This is a genomic window from Shimia sagamensis (genome assembly GCF_900182745.1).
Classification (GTDB): Bacteria; Pseudomonadota; Alphaproteobacteria; order Rhodobacterales; family Rhodobacteraceae; genus Shimia; species Shimia sagamensis.
Window position 1 is genome coordinate 159741 of sequence record NZ_FXTY01000009.1, and the last position, 22767, is coordinate 182507.

Annotated in this window: 23 protein-coding genes and 1 tRNA gene; 5 read left to right on the top strand and 19 right to left on the bottom strand. The window is 57.0% G+C overall.

The features are described 5' to 3' along the window. Positions 1-176: 176 nt before the first annotated feature. On the bottom strand, positions 177-641 hold the full coding sequence (locus tag QOL67_RS19485; RefSeq protein ID WP_283427658.1) for an Lrp/AsnC family transcriptional regulator: 465 nt from the start codon (positions 639-641) through the stop codon (positions 177-179). Between the two features lie 219 nt (positions 642-860). Between QOL67_RS19485 and QOL67_RS19490 the strand changes: the two genes are divergently transcribed. From QOL67_RS19490 to lpdA, 4 genes are read left to right on the top strand one after another with little or no spacing between them, the layout of a single operon-like run. Beyond that, positions 861-2096 carry a 3-methyl-2-oxobutanoate dehydrogenase (2-methylpropanoyl-transferring) subunit alpha gene (locus QOL67_RS19490; protein ID WP_283427659.1) on the top strand — a complete coding sequence of 412 codons (1236 nt, stop codon included), beginning with the start codon at positions 861-863 and terminating at the stop codon, positions 2094-2096. A 2-nt stretch (positions 2097-2098) separates the two neighbouring features. Further along, positions 2099-3112, top strand: a complete 1014-nt coding sequence (locus QOL67_RS19495; protein ID WP_283427660.1) for an alpha-ketoacid dehydrogenase subunit beta — start codon at positions 2099-2101, stop codon at positions 3110-3112. A 3-nt stretch (positions 3113-3115) separates the two neighbouring features. Continuing rightward, positions 3116-4384 (top strand): dihydrolipoamide acetyltransferase family protein, encoded by a 1269-nt coding sequence (locus QOL67_RS19500; protein WP_283427661.1) that lies wholly within the window; start codon positions 3116-3118, stop codon positions 4382-4384. Then, positions 4385-5743 carry a dihydrolipoyl dehydrogenase gene (lpdA, locus tag QOL67_RS19505; protein ID WP_283427662.1) on the top strand — a complete coding sequence of 453 codons (1359 nt, stop codon included), beginning with the start codon at positions 4385-4387 and terminating at the stop codon, positions 5741-5743. Between the two features lie 64 nt (positions 5744-5807). Here lpdA and QOL67_RS19510 read toward each other — a convergent pair whose 3' ends face one another. The 18 genes from QOL67_RS19510 to QOL67_RS19595 form a co-directional block, all read right to left on the bottom strand. Then, positions 5808-6278: a chemotaxis protein CheD gene (locus tag QOL67_RS19510; RefSeq protein WP_283427663.1), complete on the bottom strand. Its 471-nt coding sequence runs from the start codon at positions 6276-6278 to the stop codon at positions 5808-5810. A gap of 171 nt (positions 6279-6449) precedes the next feature. Continuing rightward, positions 6450-8456 carry a methyl-accepting chemotaxis protein gene (locus QOL67_RS19515; RefSeq protein WP_283427664.1) on the bottom strand — a complete coding sequence of 669 codons (2007 nt, stop codon included), beginning with the start codon at positions 8454-8456 and terminating at the stop codon, positions 6450-6452. Positions 8457-8516: 60 nt separating this feature from the next. Continuing rightward, positions 8517-9728: a PAS domain-containing protein gene (locus QOL67_RS19520; protein WP_283427665.1), complete on the bottom strand. Its 1212-nt coding sequence runs from the start codon at positions 9726-9728 to the stop codon at positions 8517-8519. Between the two features lie 39 nt (positions 9729-9767). Then, on the bottom strand, positions 9768-10112 hold the full coding sequence (locus QOL67_RS19525) for a hypothetical protein (RefSeq protein WP_283427666.1): 345 nt from the start codon (positions 10110-10112) through the stop codon (positions 9768-9770). Positions 10113-10137: 25 nt separating this feature from the next. Beyond that, a complete protein-coding gene (locus QOL67_RS19530) occupies positions 10138-10524 on the bottom strand; it encodes a response regulator (RefSeq protein ID WP_164646186.1) in 387 nt (128 codons plus the stop codon). Between the two features lie 2 nt (positions 10525-10526). Continuing rightward, positions 10527-11420 carry a CheR family methyltransferase gene (locus QOL67_RS19535; RefSeq protein WP_283427667.1) on the bottom strand — a complete coding sequence of 298 codons (894 nt, stop codon included), beginning with the start codon at positions 11418-11420 and terminating at the stop codon, positions 10527-10529. 5 nt (positions 11421-11425) lie between these two features. Beyond that, complete coding sequence (locus QOL67_RS19540; RefSeq protein WP_283427668.1) at positions 11426-11896, bottom strand: chemotaxis protein CheW; 471 nt, start codon at positions 11894-11896, stop codon at positions 11426-11428. Next, the gene (locus QOL67_RS19545; RefSeq protein WP_283427669.1) at positions 11889-14123 is read right to left on the bottom strand and encodes a chemotaxis protein CheA; all 2235 of its coding nucleotides are present in this window, start codon (positions 14121-14123) and stop codon (positions 11889-11891) included. Before QOL67_RS19545 ends, QOL67_RS19540 begins: the two co-directional genes overlap by 8 nt. 13 nt (positions 14124-14136) lie before the next feature. Beyond that, positions 14137-14502 (bottom strand): response regulator, encoded by a 366-nt coding sequence (locus QOL67_RS19550; protein WP_164646190.1) that lies wholly within the window; start codon positions 14500-14502, stop codon positions 14137-14139. Further along, on the bottom strand, positions 14499-14801 hold the full coding sequence (locus QOL67_RS19555) for an STAS domain-containing protein (RefSeq protein WP_283427670.1): 303 nt from the start codon (positions 14799-14801) through the stop codon (positions 14499-14501). The genes QOL67_RS19550 and QOL67_RS19555 overlap by 4 nt, the downstream gene beginning before the upstream one ends. Before the next feature lie 369 nt (positions 14802-15170). Next, positions 15171-15812: a DsbA family oxidoreductase gene (locus QOL67_RS19560; RefSeq protein WP_283427671.1), complete on the bottom strand. Its 642-nt coding sequence runs from the start codon at positions 15810-15812 to the stop codon at positions 15171-15173. A gap of 76 nt (positions 15813-15888) precedes the next feature. Then, positions 15889-16818 carry an AEC family transporter gene (locus QOL67_RS19565; protein ID WP_283427672.1) on the bottom strand — a complete coding sequence of 310 codons (930 nt, stop codon included), beginning with the start codon at positions 16816-16818 and terminating at the stop codon, positions 15889-15891. A 30-nt stretch (positions 16819-16848) separates the two neighbouring features. Further along, positions 16849-17652, bottom strand: coding sequence for an MBL fold metallo-hydrolase (locus QOL67_RS19570; RefSeq protein WP_283427673.1), 804 nt, complete (start codon positions 17650-17652; stop codon positions 16849-16851). Then, entirely contained in the window at positions 17649-18455 is an 807-nt protein-coding gene (locus QOL67_RS19575; protein ID WP_283427674.1) for a TatD family hydrolase, read from the bottom strand. Before QOL67_RS19575 ends, QOL67_RS19570 begins: the two co-directional genes overlap by 4 nt. A gap of 7 nt (positions 18456-18462) precedes the next feature. Then, a complete protein-coding gene (locus QOL67_RS19580; protein WP_283427675.1) occupies positions 18463-19581 on the bottom strand; it encodes a DNA polymerase III subunit delta' in 1119 nt (372 codons plus the stop codon). Then, on the bottom strand, positions 19578-20207 hold the full coding sequence (gene tmk / locus QOL67_RS19585; protein ID WP_283427676.1) for a dTMP kinase: 630 nt from the start codon (positions 20205-20207) through the stop codon (positions 19578-19580). The genes QOL67_RS19580 and tmk overlap by 4 nt, the downstream gene beginning before the upstream one ends. Then, positions 20204-21373 carry a D-alanyl-D-alanine carboxypeptidase family protein gene (locus QOL67_RS19590; protein ID WP_430458978.1) on the bottom strand — a complete coding sequence of 390 codons (1170 nt, stop codon included), beginning with the start codon at positions 21371-21373 and terminating at the stop codon, positions 20204-20206. The genes tmk and QOL67_RS19590 overlap by 4 nt, the downstream gene beginning before the upstream one ends. Positions 21374-21387: 14 nt before the next feature. Further along, positions 21388-22278 (bottom strand): SPOR domain-containing protein, encoded by an 891-nt coding sequence (locus tag QOL67_RS19595; RefSeq protein ID WP_283427677.1) that lies wholly within the window; start codon positions 22276-22278, stop codon positions 21388-21390. A gap of 198 nt (positions 22279-22476) precedes the next feature. Here QOL67_RS19595 and QOL67_RS19600 point away from each other — a divergent pair. Next, positions 22477-22566, top strand: a tRNA-Ser gene (locus QOL67_RS19600). Positions 22567-22767 lie beyond the last annotated feature (201 nt).

Here is a 22767-nt window from a genome sequence, read left to right on the forward strand (position 1 = left end):
TGTCTCATCGCCCGGGTTTCCTCGGGGTCCTCAATCGTTAGCCACATAATCCCTTCGAAGTGCTTAAGGGTAAATTTGAGTTGAAAAATAACGCCTTTCAGCGTGGTTTGGGGCGGGATCGTGGAATGGTTGCTTTGTTAAGTTATTGGGGCGAAAGGAAATTCTGCGGCACAGCGTCAGGGAATACGCACCCGTTCGACAAACTTCTTGAGGGCAAACCGGGAGCGGATGGCGCGAATGCCGGGTACGCGCATCAATTTTGATTGCAGAAAAGTCTCAAATTCTTCAAGGCTTTCCACCCAAATCTCCAGTTGGAAGTCCATCGCGCCGGTCATCAATGTGCCGGTGACAACTTCATCAAAGCGGGCCACTTCTTTCTGAAAATTTGAAATAGCGTCCGCATCTTGACGCTCCAGCTCGACATTCACATAGGCGGTGATGCCAAAGCCGGCGGTCATGCGGTTGATGCGCAGCGTGTAGCCGGCGATCAGCCCGCTGTCTTGCAGCTGTTTCAGGCGGCGCTTGCAGGGCGTGGCAGAGAGCCCCACGCGGTCGGCAATTTGCACCACAGACATGCGGCCATCCTCACAAAGTGCGCGGATGATTTTGCGGTCAATTTCGTCTATAGTGATTTTCGCCACAGTTTCCTCCTAGATGGACTTTTCCGACTAACATTTCGCAAATACGCTAGGAGAACGCCGTTTTTCAACCCGGATTGTTGGCTAAACTAGCAGGGTTGAATAATTCTCGCTGGCAGGCGGGGGTGTCGGTTGTGCTGTCCGTCCCTGAGCCCCTGCGTGGGTCAACGTGACAGATCAATCGTGACTCCCGGTGTCAGCCCCACTTCAGAAAGGTGACGCATGGGCTCTGATACTGCTCCGCTCTCCCTCAATGTCCCGGAACCGGGATGCCGTCCTGGTGACACGCCGGACTTCTCCGATTTTGAAATTCCAAGGGCTGGCGAAGTTGGCCGACCAGATGTGGATGCGGACCCGGATGCCATTCGTGACATGGCGTTTTCGATTGTGCGTGTACTCAACAAAGAAGGCGAGGCCGTTGGTGATTGGGCCGGTGCGCTGAGCGTGGATGAGCTGCGCGAAGGGCTGCGTCATATGATGACCCTGCGGACCTTTGATGCACGCATGCAGATTGCGCAACGCCAGGGCAAAACCAGTTTTTACATGCAGCATTTGGGGGAAGAGGCGGTGTCTTGCGCCTTTGCCCGTGCGTTGCAACCGGGGGATATGAATTTCCCAACTTACCGTCAGGCTGGGCTTCTGATTGCGTCAGAGTATCCGATGCTGACAATGATGAACCAGATATACTCCAATGCCGAAGACCCGTTGGCGGGGCGTCAGCTGCCCATCATGTACTCGTCCAAAGCGCATGGGTTCTTTTCGATTTCCGGAAACCTTGGCACGCAGTTTGTGCAATCGGTGGGCTGGGCGATGGCTTCGGCGATCTCCGGTGACACCAAGATTTCGACCGGCTGGATTGGGGATGGCTCCACAGCGGAGAATGACTTCCATGCCGCGATGGTGTTTGCCTCCACTTACAAGGCGCCTGTTGTGCTGAACATTGTGAACAACCAGTGGGCCATTTCCACGTTCCAAGGCATTGCGCGCGGTGGCGTGGGCACGTTTGCCGCCCGTGGGCACGGGTTTGGCATTGCCTCCCTGCGTGTGGACGGCAACGACTATTTGGCGGTGCATGCGGTGGCAAAATGGGCGGCTGAGCGTGCGCGTTTGGGCCACGGACCCACGTTGATTGAGCATGTGACGTATCGCGCCGGGGGGCATTCGACCTCGGATGATCCGGCTGCGTACCGCTCAAAACAGGAGGCCGCGGCCTGGCCATTGGGCGACCCAATTGAGCGCCTCAAGCAGCATCTGATCAAGATTGGCGAGTGGAGCGAAGATCGCCATGCACAGGCTGAGGCGGAGATTCTCGACACGGTGATATCGGTGCAAAAAGAGGCTGAAGCAGTTGGCACGTTGACCGGTGGCAAAGCGCCAAGCGCACGCGACATGTTTGAAGGGGTCTATGAAACCATGCCAGCGCACCTGATCCGTCAACGTCAAGAAGCGGGGTTCTGATCATGGCGCAGATGACAATGATTGAAGCTATCCGTGAGGCCCACGATGTGGCCATGGCGGCGGATGACAAAGTGGTGGTGTTTGGCGAAGACGTCGGTTTTTTTGGTGGTGTGTTCCGCTGTACTGCCGGGTTGCAGGAGAAATACGGCAAGTCCCGTTGTTTTGACGCGCCGATCAATGAGAGCGGCATTGTCGGCACGGCCATTGGCATGGCGGCTTATGGGCTTAAGCCAGTGATCGAGATTCAGTTCGCGGATTATGTGTATCCGGCCTATGATCAGATTGTGTCGGAGGCGGCACGTTTGCGGCACCGCTCCAATGGTGATTTCACCTGTCCTTTGGTGATCCGCATGCCTACCGGTGGCGGTATTTTTGGTGGGCAGACTCACAGCCAGAGCCCAGAAGCGATTTTCACCCATGTATCGGGTTTGAAAGTAGTGATCCCGTCCAATCCACGCGACGCCAAAGGCCTGTTGCTGGCGGCGATTGCGGACCCGGATCCGGTGATCTTTTTGGAGCCGAAGCGGCTCTATAACGGGCCGTTTGATGGGCATCACGACAAGCCGATTGAAAGCTGGAAGAAGCACCCTCAGGGGAATGTGCCGGATGGGGACGAGATTGTTCCGCTGGGCAAGGCGCATATTCAGCGTGAAGGCGCGGATGTGACGGTTTTGGCCTATGGCACGATGGTTTACGTGGCCGAAGCTGCGGCTAAGGAAACCGGAGTAGACGCGGAGGTGATCGACTTGCGCACGCTGATGCCGCTGGACTTGGACACCATTGTTGAAAGCGTGAAGAAAACCGGACGTTGTGTGGTTGTGCATGAGGCGACACGCACCTCGGGCTTTGGTGGCGAGCTGATGAGCCTCGTACAAGAAGCCTGTTTCTATCATCTTGAAGCGCCAATGATCCGGGTGACCGGATGGGACACGCCGTATCCGCATGCGCAGGAGTGGGAGTATTTCCCGGGACCTGGTCGGGTTGGTGAAGCGCTGCGCAAAGTCATGAAGGACTGAGCCATGGGAGTATTTGCAATCCGTTTGCCCGACGTTGGAGAGGGCATTGCTGAGGCCGAGCTGGTCGAATGGCACGTAAAAGTTGGCGATGTGGTGCGTGAAGATGACGTGCTTGCCGCCGTGATGACCGATAAGGCTGCTGTGGAAGTGCCCTCGTCTGTGGATGGTAAGGTGCTGGCGCTGGGCGGTGAGATTGGCGACATGATCGCCATTGGTGCCGTGTTGATCCGCATCGAAGTGGACGGCGAAGGTAACGAGAGTGGCGTGGCGGAAGACACTGTTGCGGTACCGGTTGAGGACAAGCCTGCGGGTGTTGAGCCTGCGGCCAAGCGTGAACCAAAACCAGCGGCGAAGCCTGCGGCGGCTCCTGTAGCGGCAGTACCGGTGAAGCGTGCGGCGGGCACCAAGCCATTGGCGTCGCCTTCTGTCCGCGCGCGCGCACGGGAAGAAGGGGTTGATTTGCGTCAGGTGACGGGGTCCGGTGCGGCGGGGCGGATCAGCCATGGTGACTTGGACAACTGGATTGCTTCCGGTGGCATTCAGCAGGGCACTGTGGTGCGAGGGCAGAACACCGGCGTGGAAGAGGTGCGCGTGATTGGCATGCGCCGCAAGATCGCCGAGAAGATGGCGATCTCCAAACGGCAAATTCCGCATATCACTATTGTGGAAGAGGTTGAGATGTCGGCGCTGGAAGACCTGCGTGCGGCGCTTAATGCCAAACACAAAGGGGAGCGGGCGAAGCTGACGTTGTTGCCGTTCCTGATGCGGGCGATTGTTGAAGCGGTGCGCGAGCAGCCAGAGCTGAATGCGCGCTATGATGATGAGGCTGGTGTGATCCATCGCCACGGTGGGGTGCATGTGGGCATCGCCACGCAGACCCCAAACGGCTTGAACGTGCCGGTGGTGAAACATGCGGAGGCGGGCAGCCTGTGGGACAATGCAGAAACTGTGTCACGGTTGGCGCAAGAGGCACGGGACGGCACCATCAAACGCGATGAGTTGTCCGGTGGCACGATCACCATCACTTCGTTGGGACCGTTGGGCGCGATCGCCACAACGCCAATCATCAACCATCCTGAGGTGGCCATTGTGGGCGTGAACAAGATGCAGATCCGTCCTGTTTGGGATGGGCAACAATTTCAGCCGCGAAAGATGATGAACATCTCCTGCAGTTTTGATCACCGGGTGATCGACGGCTGGGATGCGGCTGTGTTTGTGCAAAAAATTAAAACCCTGCTGGAAACACCAGCGATGCTGTTTGTTGAGGGCTAAATGACTGATCTATCCTGTAAACTGCTGATTATTGGGGCCGGGCCTGGAGGCTATGTCTGTGCTATCCGTGCAGGCCAGCTGGGCATTGATACCATTGTTGTGGATGCCGGTAAGCCGGGTGGGACGTGCCTGAATGTAGGCTGTATCCCGTCCAAGGCGATGATCCATGCGGCGGATGAATTCCATAAGTTTGCCCACGTGAACGACGGGCCGTTGGGAATTTCCGTGGGGGCGCCAAGCATTGATCTGGCCAAAACCGTCGCGTGGAAAGACGGCATTGTGCAGCGCCTGAATACTGGGGTGTCGGCGCTGATGAAGAAAGCAAAAGCGCGGTTTGTGACCGGGCAGGCGCGGTTCCTGGATGGCAAAACTGTCGAAGTCACCAATGGCGACGAGGTGCAGCAGATAAGGGCGGAATATGTGGTGATTGCCACGGGCTCCGCGCCGGTGGAACTGCCGTTTTTACCGTTTGGCGGGCCGATCTTGTCTTCGACCGAGGCGTTGGACCTGACCGAAGTTCCGGAGACATTGGCGGTTGTTGGTGGTGGCTATATCGGGCTGGAGCTGGGCACGGTGTTTGCCAAGTTGGGCAGCAAGGTCACGGTGGTGGAGGCGGAAGACCGCATTCTGTCGCTGTATGACAAGGCGCTGACCAAGCCGGTGGCGAAGCGGCTGAAAGAACTGGGCGTGACGGTGATGACCGGCACCAAGGCACAGGGCTACGCCGATGGTGCGTTGCAGACTGATCAAGGCGATGTGGTCGCGGAGAAAGTGCTGGTGACCGTGGGCCGGCGTCCGCGCACGGCGGGTATTGGCATTGAAGAGCTTGCGCTGACCCAGGATGGGCCGTTTGTAAAGATCGACAGCTATTGCCAGACCTCAATGCGTGGGATTTACGCGATTGGCGATGTGACCGGCGAGCCGATGTTGGCACATCGGGCCATGGCCCAGGGTGAATTGGTAGCCGAACATATCGCGGGCCATGCCGTGGAGTGGGACAAACGCGCCATTCCGGCGGTGTGTTTCACAGACCCGGAAATTGTCACCTGTGGCGCATTGCCGGGGGAGATCGAGGGCACCAAATCCAGCGAGTTCCCGTTTATGGCCAATGGCCGTGCCATGACCACAGAGCGCGACGACGGCTTTGTGCGGGTTGTGTACCGCGAAGAAGACCACGCGGTTGTGGGCTTGCAGGCGGTTGGGGCAGGGATCTCGGAATTGTCGGCGGCGTTTTCGCTGGCGATTGAGATGGGGGCTTGCCTTGAAGACATTGCAGCTACGATCCATGCCCATCCCACGCAATCTGAAGGATTGCAGGAAGCCTGTCTCAAGGCATTGGGGCACGCGCTGCACATCTGAATTTAAAAAGGCCCGCAGTGATCTGCGGGCCTTTTTGTTTGCAGGGATTGGAGGGACCTGCGTCTTAAAACAATTGCACGTCGCCCAGGTTGTCGTCGACCTTGGGCTTTGGCTTGCGCCGCGGTGCTTCTTCTTCGGTGAGCAGGCGGGTGTCTTTCATAAAGCGGCGCTGAATACGCCCGCCAACAGGCCAAAAACGTATGTTGCGGCCACGCTGTCCACCAAGGCAGCAATCCATCAGCTCAAAGCCTTCGTTGCGGACAAACCACATCGCAAATTCAGCGTTTTTGGAGCCAATGTCGATGCGGCTATTGAACATTTTGCCGCCGCCCAACAGCTTCACCTTGAGATTGTCACGGCGGGCACCGGCCTGGATCAACCCGTTCACCAGCAATTCCATCGCGTGTACACCGTGGCTCATGGAGCCTGCGGAGCCATCTTCGGTGCCGGGCAACAGGAAGTGGTTCATGCCTCCAATCCCCGCGGCCTCGTCCCACATGCAAGCGGCCACACAGGACCCTAAGATCGTGGTCATCACGATATCCTGGTCACTGGAAACCTGGACGTCACCCTGCAACAGGGGCTGGACCTGGTATCCTTTGATGGCTTCTGCTTCACTAAGACTCATTGGCTATTCCATTCACCGAGGGTTACACACCAACCGGGTTCGCGCACCGGCTGACAAGGCGCAGTTTTTGCGCTGTTCTTAAAAGTCTTCCCAGTCTTCGCTGGCGGTGTTTTGTACCGGTGCCGACTGATTTACAGCGGCTTTGGCGCGCTTTGGTTGCGGTTTGGGCTCTTGCACCGGTTTTGCGCGCGCGGCTTTTTTGGCTTTTGTAGCCTTGGCATCTTTGGCGGCGTCGTCGTCCCATTCCTTGGTTTTTGCCGTGTCCGCAACAGGACGGGACGGTGCTGGTTTGGCAGCTGCTTTGGTTGGCTTGGCGCGAGCCGGTGCTTTTCTGGCGGGCGCAGGTGTCTGGGGGGACGCAATGTCCGCCTCGGTCAGCTTGAAGACCTTGAGCGCCTGAGACATGTTGGCGGCCTCGTCAGACAGGCTGCGGCTGGCGGCAGAGGATTCTTCGATCATGGCTGCGTTGCGTTGTGTCACACGATCCAATTCGGTCACGCTTTCTTTGATCTCACGCAGGTTGTCTGCTTGATCGCGCGAGCCGGTTGCGATTTGTGACACCAGATCAGACGCGTGGTTCACACCTGTGATGATTTCCTGAAGGGCATCGCCAGCTTGGTTGACCAGCGCGCTACCCTTGGTGACTTGTTCCCCAGATGTCATGATCAACTCTTTGATCTCATTTGCGGAATCCGAGGCGCGCTGCGCAAGGGCGCGGACCTCAGAGGCCACAACCGCGAACCCGCGTCCAGCTTCGCCTGCACGGGCAGCTTCCACACCGGCGTTTAGCGCCAGGAGGTTGGTCTGGAAAGCGATGTCGTCAATCACGCCGATGATTGCGGTGATTTTGTCGGAGCTTTGCTCGATGTTGCGCATCGCTTCAACGGTGTGCTCAACCACTTCGCCACCGGACTGCGCCTGCTGACGATTCTGGGTGATACGTTTGTTGGCCTCTGCCGCGTGATCAGCGGTTTGCTCTACCGATGTGCTCAGTGTTTCGATCGCCGCCGCGGATTCTTCGAGAGTAACCGCTTGCGCTTCGGAGCGCTTGGATTGGTCTACAACGCTTTCAGAGATTTCATGGGCGCTGCTACGGACGGTCTCAGCAGTGCGCGTCACGGTGGACAAAACAGATTTCAGGTTTGTGAGAACATCGTTGAAATCGTTGCAGATCTGCATTGAGTTTTCACCGAGGTCGGAGAACTCTGCGGTGTCGATCGGGCGATCCACGCGACCATCTGCGATTTCCGACAGGCCTTCAGCCAGGCGAGAAAACAGGCGCTGGCGCTGTTTGTCTTGCTCTGCGCGAACTTCACGGTCGCGTTCTTCCTGGGCCAATTGCGTGCGGAATTTGTCCAGACGGTTGGCCATGGCACCAACTTCATCGTGGCGGTCCAAATGTGGCACTTCAAAATCGTAATCGTGGTCGGCAATGGCGTCCATGGCTTTCCCAAGGCCCAAAACAGGGCGCGTCACGACGCGGCCAACCAGCATCACGATCAGTCCCAGAGCAAAGGCTGCGGCCAGAACCGAGCCAATTGCGCCTTTGATAAACTCCTGAAGAGCTTCTTCGCGGATAGAGGAGACGTCTGCAGCAACCTGAAGGGTGCCAACCGGGGAACGGCCAGCCTGTGCAATTGGCATTTGCGCCGCATAGACGGCCCCTTCGATGGCATGTGCGCTTGGTTTGTCTTCGGTGATTGAGGCTGAAACGGCGTTCAACCCCTGAGTGATGGTTTCGGCGCGGATGTCTGCCGCGTCGTAGCTGTAGATCACGGTGCCGTCCGTAGACAAAACACTCACAGCGGTGATGTGGGGGTCTTGTTCCAGGAAGCGGTCGGTGGTGGCTTTCAGGCGGTCGACGTCCTGAAATTGGGCGGCTGCCACCAGTTGCGTGCTGAACAATTCTGTCAGCAGATCATAGCGCTCCGTTGCTTGGGTTTCCGCTTCGGTGGTGCGGGCGTTGTATTGATTGAACTGTGACAGGCCAACGGCCAGTAGAGCGCAGGCCGCTATGGCCGCTGCCAATTTGGTTTTAATACTCATCCGCGAAATACGGGCATTGATTTTTTGGAAAACCGGCATGGTGAATTCCTGTTGTTTTGAAGCTTATAGGAGCGGCTGAAATGGGGTGGTGCGACCTCGTTAGAGGGCGCTGCCTTTTTGGGTCACTTGGGAGGCTTTGGCGGACAGGTCAGCCAAGTGGCGGTCGGTGTTGTCGTGGAAGTTCTCCAGACGGGCGATGATACCGTCCAAACCGCTATCCACGTCACGCATGCGGCCACTTTCCACTTTGCAAAGCAGTTTCACAACGTCGAGACCGTTGATCCGACGACGCAGGCTGCGGCAGATGTCCGGGATGGACTTGCCGATTGAAGAAATCTCAATCAGGCGCGCACGGCTGCGTTGGTGAAGGCGTTCATGGTGCTCTTTGAGCAGAACCGCACCATCCGTCGCAGTATCATCAGGGGCGATATTGCCATGGGCTTCGTTTAAGAGTTGGGCAATCTGCATTGACCAACGGCCCTGAGACACAGCGCTGTACATCTGTACCAAAGAGCCGTTTTCCGGGTCGTGCAGGCGGCCAACCAGGCTGTGCATCTCTTTGGCCATGGCGTCGTAGTTTTGGGAAATGGTGCCAAGCGCAGCACCGGCGCCTTCAAGACGTCCCGCCAAAATGCGTAGGTTCACAGGCTCGCCGCGGACACGCTCAAAACCCTGCTCGATGCTGTTCACCAGGCCCTGCATGTCAGAGATGATTTCTGCAAGCTCGTCCATCAGAAGAAAGGAACTGGACAAATCTGGCGCAATGATACCGCGCGCTTTGAATTCCAGGTTCAATGCTTCAATCCCGTAAGATTCCAGTGTTGGATATCCTGCGTCTTTCAACATCTCGATCAAACGCGCACTGCTTTGTTCCGGTGAAAGGTTTTCACGCTTTTCTTCGTCCAGCAGCGTGGCGTAGATTTCTTTGGTGGCTTCAAACAATTCGGTGCTGGGGCGGATTCGAGCGGAGAGGAAGCCGTTCTCTGTCTGTGTCACCACAGCCAGAACCCAGTAGTAGCCACCCGATTTGGTTTTGTTTTTCACATAGGTGCAAACAGGCATGCCGGATTTCAAGCAATCCCACAAAAGGTAGAAGACACCTTTTGGCATATCTGGGTGACGCACAATTTTATGCGGGGCGTTGAGCAACTCGTCGACGGAATATCCGGCCACATCGCAGAAAGTTTGATTGGCAAATTGAATCACGCCACGTGGATCGGTCGAGGAAACGACGATGCTTTCGTTGGGAAACCGCACCTCTGTTGCTGAGCTGTCTGCGCTGGCGCTGCTGATCTTGGTCATGGCGTTCATGGGTCTATTCCAATGTCACTGTGGCTGAGCAAGTGTGGCTCAGAAGAGGTTTACGTTGCCTGCATCAGGCGAGATTGCGCGGGTCTTTTCCGCATCAGAGAGGCGGGATTTCAAGTAATCCAGACGGACGCTGTTTGAGAGATCCTGCACATTGAGATCGGGGCCCGCACCAATCATCGTAGACATGTTGCCAAGCAAAACCGCGATGTCGTCTAGGTGCTGGAACAGCGCGTCTACGCGCTGCAGATCCCGTATTTTGTTGTGGTCGACGCCTTCCAAATCAAGTTCGCTGGTCAGACCGTCCAACGCATGTGCGATGGAGGCGAGGTCTGCCACGTCCTCGGAAATGGTAGTCAGTACGTCTGCGGTGGTGCGCGTTGCCATTCTTAGTCCCCCTAGGGAGCCTCCTTTACAGAGGCCCCACTACCTTCTCGATGCAGGCTTTGAGTTGTGCGGTTTGGAACGGCTTCTTGATGAAGTTGTTCATGCCGAGCTTGACGCCCTTGTTGATTGTGTCCGGATCTGCGCGCCCGGTGATCAGGATAAAGCCGGTGCGGGCTGTCGCCTTATTACCGCGGATGCCTTCCAAAAGTTGGAGGCCGTCCATGCCAGGCATGTTGAAGTCCGACAGGATCAAGTGCACCGGTTTCGCCGCCAGGCTACGCCAGGCTTGGGCACCGTCGTTTTCGGTGCGGTAGTTGACGATCCCGATCTCATCGAGTGCCTGTGTGATGAGTCCGCGGCTGGTGGACATGTCGTCCACAACCAGGATATGCAGCTTATCTTTCAAGCTCATTTTTAATTCCCCATGTGCAAGGTTGCATTGGCGCTTCTGTCACCAATGCGGGAGGTGTCTATTGAGAAAACGCCCCGGCCGGCTGTGTGAAACAGGTCGGCGTGTTCCGGACCAATTCCTTCGGAATGGCCCAAGAATAGGAGGCCGTCTGGGCAAAGCTGCTCGCCAAATCTGCGCCAGAGACGACTTTGTGTTGGTGCATCAAAGTAGATGGCGACGTTGCGACACATGATGATGTCGAACTGGCCTTTGAACGGCCAATCGCCATGAAGATTGAGGCGACGGAAACTGATTAGTTCGCGGGCTTTGTCGCAAACAGATTTCCGATCGTTTGACCCTTCAAAATCCTCAAAGTATTTGGTCGCTTGCCCGTTGGTTAGGGTGTTGACTGAGGATGCGGGATAGACGCCGCGCTTGGCGGATGCCAAGATTTCAGGATCGATGTCTGATGCCAGGATTTTCACATCCAGAGAAGGGGCTTCAGGGCAGGCATCCAACACGTGGAAAGCCAGACCATAAGGTTCTTCACCGCTGGAACATCCAGCTGACCAAATCCGAACCCTCTTGCCGCGACGCGCCTGTGCCATAAGGTCAGGCAGAATGTCATTGGCCAGCTGTTCGAAGTGATGCCCTTCGCGATTGAAGCGCGTCATGTTGGTTGTATAGGCGCTGATGAAACGGGTTTGCTCATCCCGCCCTTGAGGCGAGTGCATATAGTCGATGTAGTCGTTGACCGACTCATAGCCAGTGGCACGTAGGCGTTTGGAGAGACGGGAGGCAACCATCGTCCGCTTGTGCGGTTGAAGGTCGATGCCCATCCATTCTCGCACCAGCCCAGCGATTGCGGCAAAGTCCGCATCACTGATTGTGCCTTCTTCAAGGGATTTTTGCGCCATTTGGGTCATGCTGCTGACATTGCTTCCTGTGGCATAATCTGATGAACATCAATCGCCCGAACGATGGTGTCGTCCAGCGTGTAGACCCCACGAATGAACGCAGCAGTCCTAGAGGAAGATACCTCAGGTGTCGCTTTGATCTCGTCAGTGTTCACAGTGATGATGTTGGACACAGCGTCTACCAGGAAGCCAACGCTCTTCTCATCGATATGTGCAATGATGATGACGTGGCGGCTTTCTGGAATGGTTTTACCCAGCCCCAAACGCATCGACAGGTCAATCACCGGCAGCACAGCGCCCCGCAGGTTCATCATGCCAACCACATAATCCGGTGCATGCGGCAGCGTGGTGGTGCTGGTCCAGCCTCGGATTTCAAGCACGTGGCCAATGTCCAGGCAGAAAGCCTGCTCACCAATGGCGAAGGACACGATTTCAATGCGTTCGTCGGTCTGTTCTTGAGTTGCTTGTTCAGACATAAGAGTTCACCTCTGCCATATCGGACCCCTTAAGCAGTCCTGTGTTGCCGTTACCCGGTGATGGGATCATTTGATCCGTGTCGACGATCAGGGCGATCTTGCCGTTACCAAGGATGGTTGCCGCAGCGATTCCTGGAATGGATTGGTAGTTATGTTCCAAACCTTTGATCACCACTTCGCGTTGCTCCACGATGCCGTCCACAGCAAGTGCGGAGCGCCGACCGGATTCCCCTTCGATCAGAAGGAGGGATTGGTTGCTGAAATCCGGCAGCGGTGGGCGGAAGCCGAGGGCCTCCCCCAGGTCTACAATCGGAAGCATGGAGTCATTTACTGACAGGCCACGGTCGCCATCACAGAAGTCGTGAATGTTGGCCTGACCCGGCTGCAGCGTCTCTCGCAATGCGACGGTTGGGACAACCAGGCTCTCACCTGCAACTTCAATCAGCATGCCTTCCATGACCGCCAATGTCAGCGGCAAGGAGATGGTGATCGTGGTGCCCTTGTTTGGTTCGGATTGCAGGTTGATACGACCGCCAAGCGCCTGAATTTCAGAGCGCACAACGTCCATGCCAACACCGCGGCCAGACAGTTGAGAAATCTCGTCTGCCGTCGAAAATCCGGCCCGGAACAACAGGTTGTCGATGTCGCTGTCGGTCAGGTCGTCCTCAGGACGTATCAAGCCTTTTTCTTCGGCTTTCTGACGCACTTTGGGGCGGTTCACACCCGCACCGTCGTCAGACAGAGAGATCACAACTCGACCGGAGCGGTGCGCCGCTTCGAGTTTGATTGTGCCCATCTCCGGCTTGCCAGCAGCCACGCGATCCTCGGGTTTTTCAAGGCCGTGGTCGACTGAGTTCCGGATCATGTGGGTCAAAGGTTCCACCAGACGTTCCGTCACGGTCTTATCGACCTCGGTGGCTTCCCCAACCATCACCAGACGGGAGGTTTTACCGGCCTGACGGGAGGACTCCCGGACAATTCGGCTCATCCGTTGGAACAGACCTCGCACAGGTTGCGCACGAATGGCCATCACACTTTCTTGCAGAACGCCCGATAGGGTTTTCAGCTGACCAATGGCCTCACTGACGGCGCTGTTGGCAGACACCGGCAACTCGTTCATCGACTGCCGCAGCATGGCTTCACTGATTACCAGTTCGCCAACCAGATTGATCAAGCGATCAACACGGTTCAGATCCACACGGATGGTGCTGTTTCGCGGTTCAGAAGACTTTTTTCCACCGTCTCCACCCTTGGCCTCCTGCTTTTCAGCTTTGGGGGCTTTGGCAGGGGGCGACTTGTCCTTGGACTTGGCTTTGGTCGGTGCCGCCGCCGGCGCAGCTTCCGCAACCGGGGCTGGTTCTGGTGCTTCGCATTCGGCTTCTGTTGTTGGCGCTTCCCCGGCGGGTGTTTCAGCTGCAACTTCCGAAATTTGCAGCACACATTGGCCTTCCACAAATTCGAAAATCTCACGGATGGCGCTTTCATCGATGCCGTCATCCGGGCGCAACGTCAGAGTCCAAGAGATGGCTGCTGGCGCGTCCTTTAGGCTTTCCAAAGGTGCGACGGCTTCGCGATCGGCTTCAATGGACAGATCACCCATCTCACCCAATGCGCGGAACAGCAAGGCTGGATCGTGACCCCGTGTGTAAAGCACGGGTTCCGCTTTAAATGTGACCACGAAGAGCATAGCACCTTCGACCGCGTCACCCCCCAAAGAGGGCAGTCCTGGAAGATCCGCTGGAGTGTCGTCATCCCCGCCAAGATCAAGACCGAAGTCCATTGCTTGCACAACAAAATCGTCTGAGTCGACTTCGTTTGCGTCTTCTTCCTCATCGCCGCTTAGACCATTGGCGTTCTGTGTGGTTTGCTTGAGTTCCGCAAGAACAGCCGCCCCATCGGATTCCGGTAGGTCGTTGTCGTCACGGGCCGCATCCACGAGGTCGTTTAGGTGGTCAAAACCGGAGAACATCAGCGCCGTGATGGTCCCGTCCACCTCAAGTTTGTTAGAGCGCAGGTCATCCAAGACGTTTTCGAATGCGTGTGCAAATTTGATCAGGCGATCAAGGCCAAATGCCCCGGCGCCGCCTTTGATGGAATGCACAGAGCGAAACATCGAGTTGATGGTTTCTGCATCTGATGTCTCGTTCTGGAGCTCTTCCAGACCGGTGGACAACACTTCAAGAAGGTCGTCGCATTCCTCAAAGAACATGTCACGAAGATCGGACATCATTCAATTCCTTTCAAACAACAAGACGATTGATGACAGCGACCAGCTTTTCCGCGTCAAAAGGTTTGACGATCCAGCCAGTTGCACCAGCCGTACGGGCACGTTGTTTCAGTTCTTCACCGCTTTCCGTGGTCAGCACGAGAATTGGCAGCGAGGCGCACTCGGGGCGTTCACGCACGCCTTCGATCATGCCAAACCCATCCAGGCGCGGCATATTGATGTCGGTGATGACCAGATCTGGGTCGGAGCCGCCAAGCTTGTCCAGCCCGTCGATGCCGTCCTCGGCCAGATCAACATCAAAGCCTGCATCGGTCAGTGCGGTTTGAATCATCGCGCGCATGGTGCGGGAGTCATCAACTGCAAGAATCTTCGTTGTCATGCGGAGCCCCTTTCAAGAAGACAGTCATGGGGCAGGCCGAGCCGCTCCATACCTTTTAGAAAATCGTCAGATGGTTGTTTCAATTCAAATGCCAGGTCACGTGCGGCCCATTCGGCGCGTGTCGCCAATAGAAGCTCGGCGCCGGCGCCCCCAAGGAACTCAACATGGTGCGCATCCAGCGCCAGAGGTTGACCGCGGGAGGCCTCGATAGCGAGACGCAACTCAGTGCAATGTGCGAAATCCAACTGCTGCGGCAGTGCGATGCAGTCGGCCTGTGATGATGTGTTTTCTGTGTTCATGGGTCTGGTTCAATACCGTTTTCGGACTGGCTGATTGAAGGCAACGTAAGCTGGCAGCCCTTAACACCGCGTTACTCTGAAAATTCTTCTGGAATTGCGGCTTGGTAAGCAGAGGGGAGGTGTGGTTCTGGTTGGATAGTAAGAGGGGCGGACCTGAGCTAAGTGTTTGGAGGTGCACTGTTTTGGCTTGGGTCTTGAACCTGTAGGGGAAGGTTTTTTGATGCTGCTGCTATAGGTTGTGCGCGCGTTGTAGGTGGGTTTTTTGGGCGTGCGTATCGCGAATTGTCGGGCAGAAAAAAGCCCTAGGAATCGGCGATTCCAAGGGTCTAAAGGAAACAGAATGCCGCAGCACCTGAGCCGCGTGCGTAGTTATTGAGACGTCAGCTGCTTCAACAATTGTGAGAAAGTGGCGACGCCTTGCGCACCGGAGGTGGCCTGTTTGCCGTCAAAGATCATTGTTGGCACGCCGGACACGCCACGTGAAGTCCAGAACTGTTCTTTTTGGCGCACCATGTCGGCATGACGTTCCTCTTTCAAAACCGCTTCGGCCTCTTCAGCATCCAGTCCAACGGAGGCGGCTGCGTCTATGAGAACGTTTAGGTCGCTCACGTTTCGGCCGTGGGTGAAATAGGCATCAAACAAAGCCAGTTTCAGGGCCTGTGCGTGCCCGGTTTCAGAGGCCCAATGTAACAGTTGATGGGCGGCAAAGGTGTTGTAGATCCTGCTGTCATCGGACCACTGAAAATCAATGCCCAGTTCGGCGCCAACATCAGTCAATCGGTCGCGTGCGTCTTTGGATTGATCCGCCGAGCTGCCGTATTTGCGCATGATGTGGTCGCGCAAGTTCTCGCCTTCTGCTTCCATGTCTGGACTGAGTTCAAATGGATGCCAGTAGGTTTCGATGGCAATGCCGGTGGCCTCAGACGCCTGCATCAATTGGCGGTAGCCGACGATGCACCATGGGCACACAACATCAGAGACAATGTCTACACGGATTGGATCTTGGGCCATGGGGCGCTCCTGTGGAAGGGTCAGGCCGTCAAAATGGGGCGAGGTGGGCACAGACGCAAGCGGCAGAGCCGTGAAGTCACGGTAATGTGCCCAGCCAGAGCCAAACTGTAAGGACCGAAAGTGCTGTGCCGATGAGCACGGTTGATGCGGCCACCCGCATGGCGCGCCCATACATGTTGGCAAAGAGATAGGCGTTGATGCCGGGTGCCATGGAGGCGGTGACAATGGCGGAGCGCAAGTTGTCCGCGGAGATGGCGCTTAGCGTACCAAAGGCGAAGGTGAGGGCCGGGTGCAGGCCCAAGGAAACTGCACAGCAAAACAGGATGACGCGCATGTCGCCTTCGGGGCGGTAGCGATAGAGAACGCCGCCCATGCCAAACAACGCGGCCGGAAGGGCGGAGGCGGCCAAGAGGTTGACTGCATGCATGGCCGGTTCGGGAACGGGAATGTTGCCGAGGTTCACCACAAAGCCAAGCCCAATGCCAATGATCAGCGCGTTGGAAAACATCGCCTTGAGCACGGTGGGCACAATTTTGGCTTTGGAGCTGTGCCGCGCACGCATGATCTCCATGGTGGCAATGCCAAGGCCGTAGCAGAAAGGTGCATGGATGGAGATGATCGCGTAATTGCCGGTGAGGCTGTCCGGACCATAGGCGCGCTCCATGATCGCCAGACCAAGCAGGAGAGAGTTGGAGAACAGGCAGACAAAACCAATTGCGGTGGCGTCTTCCCAATCGCGACCAAACAGGTATTTGGCGCCCAACATGCCGGTGAGAAAACATAGGAAGGCGGCACCGTAGAAGCTGCCTAAGAGGCTGAGATTGTATTCGGCTGCCAGATCAAGGTTAGAGATCGCGCGAAACAGCAAGACAGGTACGGCGAAGGTGGTCGCATAACGCATCAACCCGTCGACGTTTTGCTGGCTGAACAAGCCGCGCCACGCGGCCATGTAACCAAAACCGATGATGAGAAAGACCGGCAAGATCACAGAGATTAGAGTTTGCATCTGTGGTGTGTCCTGCCTCGTGACCTGGTTTTATAGGTCGTAGGTGATTTTCATCCCGTCAAAGGCGGGGGTGATGTGGTTTGGGGTTTCGCCGTCCACAGTCGAGTGGTCGAGGTCGATGTGCATGTTGGTTAGAACGGCGCGTTCTGGGGCGAGCTTTCCAATCCACTCCAGCGCCTGATCAAGGTGGGCGTGTGTGGGATGTGGCGAGCGGCGTAGGGCATCAATGATGAAGCACTTCATATCAGTTAGCTGTGGCCAGGCGTCGTCATAGATTTCCGAGACATCTGGCATATAAACCACGTCGTTCACGCGGAAGGCCAGGGCATCAATTCTGCCGTGTTTCACCGTGATTGGCGTAAAAGTGATGTCGCCGCCGGCGCCGGAAATTGTGAAATCCGCATCGTCGATTGTGTGCAATTCAAGGATCGGTGGGTAGGCGCTGTCTTTGGGTTGCACAAAGGCATAGCCAAAGCGGCTCAGCAGGTCGTCCTGGGTATCGCCGTCCGCCCAAACCGGTATGCGTCGGCGCATGTTATAAACAACCATACGAAGATCGTCGATGCCATGCACGTGGTCCGCATGTCTGTGTGTGTAGACCACCGCATCCAGTGCGCCGACATTGGAGGATATGAGCTGATCGCGCATGTCCGGAGAGGTGTCGATCAATACCGTGGTTGCGCCTTCGGCTGTTTCGCGCTCGATCAGAAGCGAGCAGCGGCGGCGGCGGTTTTTCGGGTTGGCGGGATCACAATCCCCCCAATGGCCGCCGATGCGCGGCACGCCGCCCGAGCTGCCGCAGCCCAGAATGGTGAAAGTAAGCTTTGCACTCATGCAGCGGCCGCGGTGTTGGAGGCTTTGGAGAACAGGCGGTCAAAGTTGGCCTGGGTCTGCGCGGCGAAGTCGGCGTAGTTCACGCCAAACACTTCGGCGCCAACGCGGGCGGTTTTCTCAACATAAGACGGCTCATTGCGTTTGCCGCGATAAGGCGGGGGCGCAAGGTAAGGTGCGTCAGTTTCCACCAGCACACGGTCTACGGGCGCGGCGGCAAAGATGTCGCGCACCTCTTGAGACCGCGGGAATGTGGCGATGCCGGACATGGACAAGTAGAAGCCCAAGTCCAGCATTTTCTTGGCCAGTTCCGGCCCGGAGCTGTAGCAGTGCATGACACAGCCATAGGCGCCTTTGTTAAATTCTTCGGTCAGGATCTGCGCCATATCATCATCGGCGTCGCGGCTGTGAATGATCAAAGGCAAGCCGGTCTCACGGGCGGCTTCGCAGTGGATGCGCAGGGAGGTTTGTTGAATTTCTTTGCTGTCGGCAGTGTAGTGGTAATCCAGACCGGTTTCGCCAATGCCCACAAATTTGGGGTGCTGTGCCAGCGCGACCAGTTCGTCCACCGTGGCCAAAGGCTCTTCGGCGGCGCTCATTGGGTGGGTGCCGGCAGCGTAGAACACCGGCGCATGGGCTTCTGCGATGGCGCGCACATCAGGCTCATTGCGCAAGCGGGTGCAGATGGTAACCATGCGGGTCACACCCACCTCTGCGGCGCGCGAGATGAACTCATCCAACTTGCCGTCGAAATCCGGGAAGTCGAGGTGACAGTGGCTGTCAGTGATCTGTGGAAAGTCAGTCATGGGGCGCTCAGGCAATTGCGGTTTGGTGGATCTTGAAAACCGTATCCAGCACAAGCGCAGCAGGGTCAAGGTTCACCGCCTTGCCATGTTGGGTGCGATCGGAGATTTCCTGGGCCGCTGCTGCCCAGGCACGAGCTTTCTGTGTGTGTGGCGAAAGTCGCGTCAGGACCTGTGCTTCATGTGGGGCGGCCTCCACAGCTGGCGGCTGACCCAATGCGCCGGTGCGGGCCAAGCGCATCAAGAAAAGGTCAATGAGGGTCAACAACAACTCGTAGCGCTCCGCATTGGCAGGACCCACGGCGGCGTTGGCAAGATTGAGGGCGCGTTGGCGATCAAAGCCTTGATCGGAGGCAAAGAGCGCGATCAGCTCGGCATAAAGTGCCAGACCGTCACTTTGTAAAATGCGCAAGGCCTCGCCCACCGAGCCAGCGGCCAACTCAGCAAGGGCAGGGGACTCGGCAGCCTCAAAGCCCGCCTGGGTGAGGGCGTTGTGCATGTCGTCAGGCAGCAGCGGATGCAGGCGCAACTCGCGACAGCGGGACCGGATGGTTGGCAACAGGCGTGACGGCTGGTGCGAGATCAGCATCATGGTGGTGCGTTCCGGCGGCTCTTCGAGCATTTTTAGGAGCGCGTTGGCGGCATTTACGTTCATCTCATCGGCGCTGTCGACAATCACCACGCGACGGCCGCCATCCGCAGACGACATCGTAAGGAAGTGGGTCAACCCGCGCACGTCATCTACAACAATCTTGTCGCGCAGCTTGCCGTTTTTTTCATTCACGGATCGTGTGATGCTGAACATGCCGGGCTCGGATCGGGCCAGAAGACGGTGGGCTACGGGATGCTCGGGAGAGATGTCGAGGCTGGTGTACGGCACTGGATCGCCAAACAAACCAGCGCCATCGTCCAGCGGTGTGGCCAGCAAAAACCGCGCCATACGCCAGGCCAGCGTGGCTTTGCCGACGCCAATAGGGCCGGTGATCAGCCAGCCGTGGTGCAAGCGGTGGGAATTGACCGCTGTGAGAAAGTCCTGTTCGGCGGAGGTCTGACCATAAAGCACATCGGTTTCCCGAGGATGTGGCGCACCGGTAACGCGATCCGCCTCTGGGCCGGTGTCGTCGCTCAAGAGAAAGCCTCTATGTGGTGGGCAACTGCGGCATAAACCGCGTTGGACACGCGGTCCATGTCATCAGCCCCATCGATCACACAAAAGCGGTCAGAAAATTCGTTGGACAGGTCGAGAAAACCTTTACGCATTTGCTCCTGCAGGGCCTGGCCAAAGTCCTCAAAGCGTTCCTCAGCAGTTTGGCGGGACTTGGCGCGCGCCAAGCCGGTGGCTGGGTCCATGTCGATCAGCACGGTCAGGTCCGGTTCACGGCCAATCATCAGGCTGTGTAATTGGTCAACAATGCCGCGCAGGTCGCCGCGAGACAGGCCCTGATACATGCGGGTGCTGTCAGCAAAGCGGTCACAGATGACAATCTTGCCTGCCGCCACAGCGGGCAGAATGGTGCGTTCCAGGTGGTCGCGGCGCGCGGCCGTAAACAGCAGAATCTCGGTTTCCGCAGACCATCGGTCCGGGTTGCCTTCGAGCACAAGGGCTCGGATTTCTTCGGCTCCAACGGATCCGCCTGGTTCGCGGGTGAGCACAACTTCATGCCCATCCGCCTGTAGGCGGGCTGCAAGGAGTTTTGCTTGGGTGGATTTTCCGGAACCGTCGATGCCTTCAAAAGTGATGAAGTGTCCGCTCACGATGCACCTGCGAGATTGAGGCCAAATTGCTGCATCAGAATGCCAGTTGCGGTGCGCAGGCGAATGCCAAAACCACCCTCGGGCACATCAGCTTCTGCGACCAGTGGAATACGCATCTCAGGCAAGTCCTCAGGCATAAGTACCAGTTCGGCCAAAGATTGGCCTTTGGAGATCGGGGCCTCGATGGGCCCGTTGTAGATCACCTCAGCTTTGACTTTGTTTTTGGCCAGTACTGGGAGCAAAACGTCGATGTCGCTTTCCGGGACCAATCCCACACGGGCGGTTTTGCCCATCCACACATCAGCCTCGGCGACGCGCTCGCCTTCGCGGGCCAATGTGGCCTCTGAGAACTGGCGGAAAGACCAGTTTACAATTTGTTCGGACACTTCCGCACGTTCGGCTGCGGTTTGCAGCCCGGAGAAGGCAAAGATCACACGGCGATTGCCTTGCTTGGCGGAGCCAACAAGACCGTAGCCGGCTTCAGACGTATGGCCGGTTTTGAGACCATCAGCGCCAATATTCAGCTTCAGAAGTGGGTTGCGGTTTTGTGTGTTCTGCGGCGCGCGTCCGTCAAACTTAAATTCGCGTTCGGCAAACATCGGGTAGAATTCGGGAAAGTCAGCGATCAGGTGATTTGCCAGGAGCGCGAGGTCGCGCATGCTCATGCGGTGGCCCGGTGCGGGCCACCCATTGGAGTTGGCAAACGTGGAATTGGTCATGCCCATCTGACGTGCGCGCCGGGTCATCAGGCGCGCAAAGCCCGCTTCGGTGCCATCCGGGCTCAGGGTTTCAGCGATCACAGCGCAGGCATCGTTGCCAGACAAAACAATGATGCCACGCAGCAGGTCTTGCACCGCCACACGGTCGGTGGTGTCCAAAAACATGGTGGAGCCGCCGTAGTTCATCGCGTGTTGCGACACGGGCAGCTTTTCGGCCATCTGCAAGCGCCCGTCGCGCACAGCCTCAAAGGCCATATAAAGTGTCATCAGCTTGGACATCGATGCTGGCGGAAGGGCTTCATCGGCGTTTTTGGCCAACAGTACGGTGCCGGTGGATTGATCCATCACAAAAGCCGCACGGGCCTTGGTTTCAAAGGCGCTGGCTGGGCTGGCCGCGACCGTCAATCCGATGGCCGCCACACAGGCGAAGAACATGGACTTGAACATGGCAGAAGCCTCCGTCAGTTGGTCACCGCATAAGCATCGGTAAAGCCAATGCCATGCACTTTCTTGGTCATAGATTTGAGAGCCGACTTGCTGGAGGCCGGACCAACCAGAACGCGGTAGAAGGTTTTATCACCCGAGGTGGTTTTCTTGGTCAGGGCTGGCAGGCCCGCACTCTTCATTTGTGCGGCGGCGCCATCGGCGTTGGCCTGCACAGAGAAGATACCGATCTGGACATAAGGTTTGGACAGCGACGACGACTGTGGTTTGGGGGCCACTTCTGACTGCGCGGCTGGTGCCGGGGCTGGTGGCGTTTGTTTGGCTTCGGCTGCAGCAATGGCAGCTGTGGCTGCGGCAATGGGCTCTAGCGGCGCTTCTTCCACGTCTGCCGTCGACGCAACCTCTGCTGTTGCCTCTGGATCAACGGGGGCCTCTTCGGCCACCTCTTCACGACGCAGGGCGGTAATATTCAACTCAACAGGGGCGCCGGCCAGCATGCCCAGTGCGTCGGCCGCATCTGAGGACACCTGAATGCGAGGACCAGGAATGTCGCGTTCGCGGCGAAATAAGGCCCCAATCACAAACTTGCCGTTGGCTTTGTTGCGGATGATAACCCGCTCTGGATCTCCCACGTCTGGATGTGCGGCCCAGACACCGCCCAATGACGGGCGTCCGTCCCAGAGGCCAGCCTCTGACGTAGAGAACACCTCAGGTGCTTCGACATCACGTTCCACCAGCTTTGTGGTTTGTCCGGCCGCCGGTGCGGTGGTTTCGGTTTCTGCGGGTTTGTTCAAGAAATTGAAGTCTTCACCGTCGGTACAGCCAGCCAGAGCCAACCCACACATCGCAAAGACGGCCGTCGCCGTGCGGCGCGGAAAATGAAAGCTTGCGCCTGAAAATAAGGTCATTACGTGCCCTTTGTCTGCTCGTATCTTGTCGCACCAAGTGCCGCTGTTTTCCGTCCCTATTCGGGCGCAGCAGCGGTCAATTGCGCAGAGTGTAACCTGCGAGGGGTTTTAAGGAAAGTCCGGCATGTGCGATGTGACGGAAATCCGCCACTCTTTCTGCTTGAACCACGCTGTGAGTGGTATTAGGGATGGCGCGTCGGAGAAGTGGCAGAGTGGTCGAATGCACCGGTCTTGAAAACCGACGAGGGTTAACGCCCTCCCAGGGTTCGAATCCCTGCTTCTCCGCCATCCTACATTATTGTTCGATTTGAATGGGCCGCTTTTAGCGGCCTTTTTCATTTGCTTTCATGATTTTAAGTGTGTTTGAGCTTTCCCTTAGATTTCTTTCGATTACGATCGTATCGTTTCCTTGAGTGGTATGAAATGTGGTATTTTAAATGGCGCTTTCTGGAAAGCTGACAAAGAAGCTGGTCGAGAATCTCGGCGCTG

What these genes read in the sequence shown, in the direction of transcription:
- QOL67_RS19490 (WP_283427659.1), top strand. Translation starts at nt 861, where the DNA reads ATGGGCTCTGATACTGCTCCGCTCTCCCTCAATGTCCCGGAACCGGGA.
- QOL67_RS19495 (WP_283427660.1), top strand. Translation starts at nt 2,099, where the DNA reads ATGGCGCAGATGACAATGATTGAAGCTATCCGTGAGGCCCACGATGTG.
- QOL67_RS19500 (WP_283427661.1), top strand. Translation starts at nt 3,116, where the DNA reads ATGGGAGTATTTGCAATCCGTTTGCCCGACGTTGGAGAGGGCATTGCT.
- lpdA (WP_283427662.1), top strand. Translation starts at nt 4,385, where the DNA reads ATGACTGATCTATCCTGTAAACTGCTGATTATTGGGGCCGGGCCTGGA.
- QOL67_RS19510 (WP_283427663.1), bottom strand. Translation starts at nt 6,278, where the DNA reads ATGACCACGATCTTAGGGTCCTGTGTGGCCGCTTGCATGTGGGACGAG.
- QOL67_RS19515 (WP_283427664.1), bottom strand. Translation starts at nt 8,456, where the DNA reads ATGCCGGTTTTCCAAAAAATCAATGCCCGTATTTCGCGGATGAGTATT.
- QOL67_RS19520 (WP_283427665.1), bottom strand. Translation starts at nt 9,728, where the DNA reads ATGAACGCCATGACCAAGATCAGCAGCGCCAGCGCAGACAGCTCAGCA.
- QOL67_RS19525 (WP_283427666.1), bottom strand. Translation starts at nt 10,112, where the DNA reads ATGGCAACGCGCACCACCGCAGACGTACTGACTACCATTTCCGAGGAC.
- QOL67_RS19530 (WP_164646186.1), bottom strand. Translation starts at nt 10,524, where the DNA reads ATGAGCTTGAAAGATAAGCTGCATATCCTGGTTGTGGACGACATGTCC.
- QOL67_RS19535 (WP_283427667.1), bottom strand. Translation starts at nt 11,420, where the DNA reads ATGGCGCAAAAATCCCTTGAAGAAGGCACAATCAGTGATGCGGACTTT.
- QOL67_RS19540 (WP_283427668.1), bottom strand. Translation starts at nt 11,896, where the DNA reads ATGTCTGAACAAGCAACTCAAGAACAGACCGACGAACGCATTGAAATC.
- QOL67_RS19545 (WP_283427669.1), bottom strand. Translation starts at nt 14,123, where the DNA reads ATGTCCGATCTTCGTGACATGTTCTTTGAGGAATGCGACGACCTTCTT.
- QOL67_RS19550 (WP_164646190.1), bottom strand. Translation starts at nt 14,502, where the DNA reads ATGACAACGAAGATTCTTGCAGTTGATGACTCCCGCACCATGCGCGCG.
- QOL67_RS19555 (WP_283427670.1), bottom strand. Translation starts at nt 14,801, where the DNA reads ATGAACACAGAAAACACATCATCACAGGCCGACTGCATCGCACTGCCG.
- QOL67_RS19560 (WP_283427671.1), bottom strand. Translation starts at nt 15,812, where the DNA reads ATGGCCCAAGATCCAATCCGTGTAGACATTGTCTCTGATGTTGTGTGC.
- QOL67_RS19565 (WP_283427672.1), bottom strand. Translation starts at nt 16,818, where the DNA reads ATGCAAACTCTAATCTCTGTGATCTTGCCGGTCTTTCTCATCATCGGT.
- QOL67_RS19570 (WP_283427673.1), bottom strand. Translation starts at nt 17,652, where the DNA reads ATGAGTGCAAAGCTTACTTTCACCATTCTGGGCTGCGGCAGCTCGGGC.
- QOL67_RS19575 (WP_283427674.1), bottom strand. Translation starts at nt 18,455, where the DNA reads ATGACTGACTTTCCACAGATCACTGACAGCCACTGTCACCTCGACTTC.
- QOL67_RS19590 (WP_430458978.1), bottom strand. Translation starts at nt 21,373, where the DNA reads ATGTTCAAGTCCATGTTCTTCGCCTGTGTGGCGGCCATCGGATTGACG.
- QOL67_RS19595 (WP_283427677.1), bottom strand. Translation starts at nt 22,278, where the DNA reads ATGACCTTATTTTCAGGCGCAAGCTTTCATTTTCCGCGCCGCACGGCG.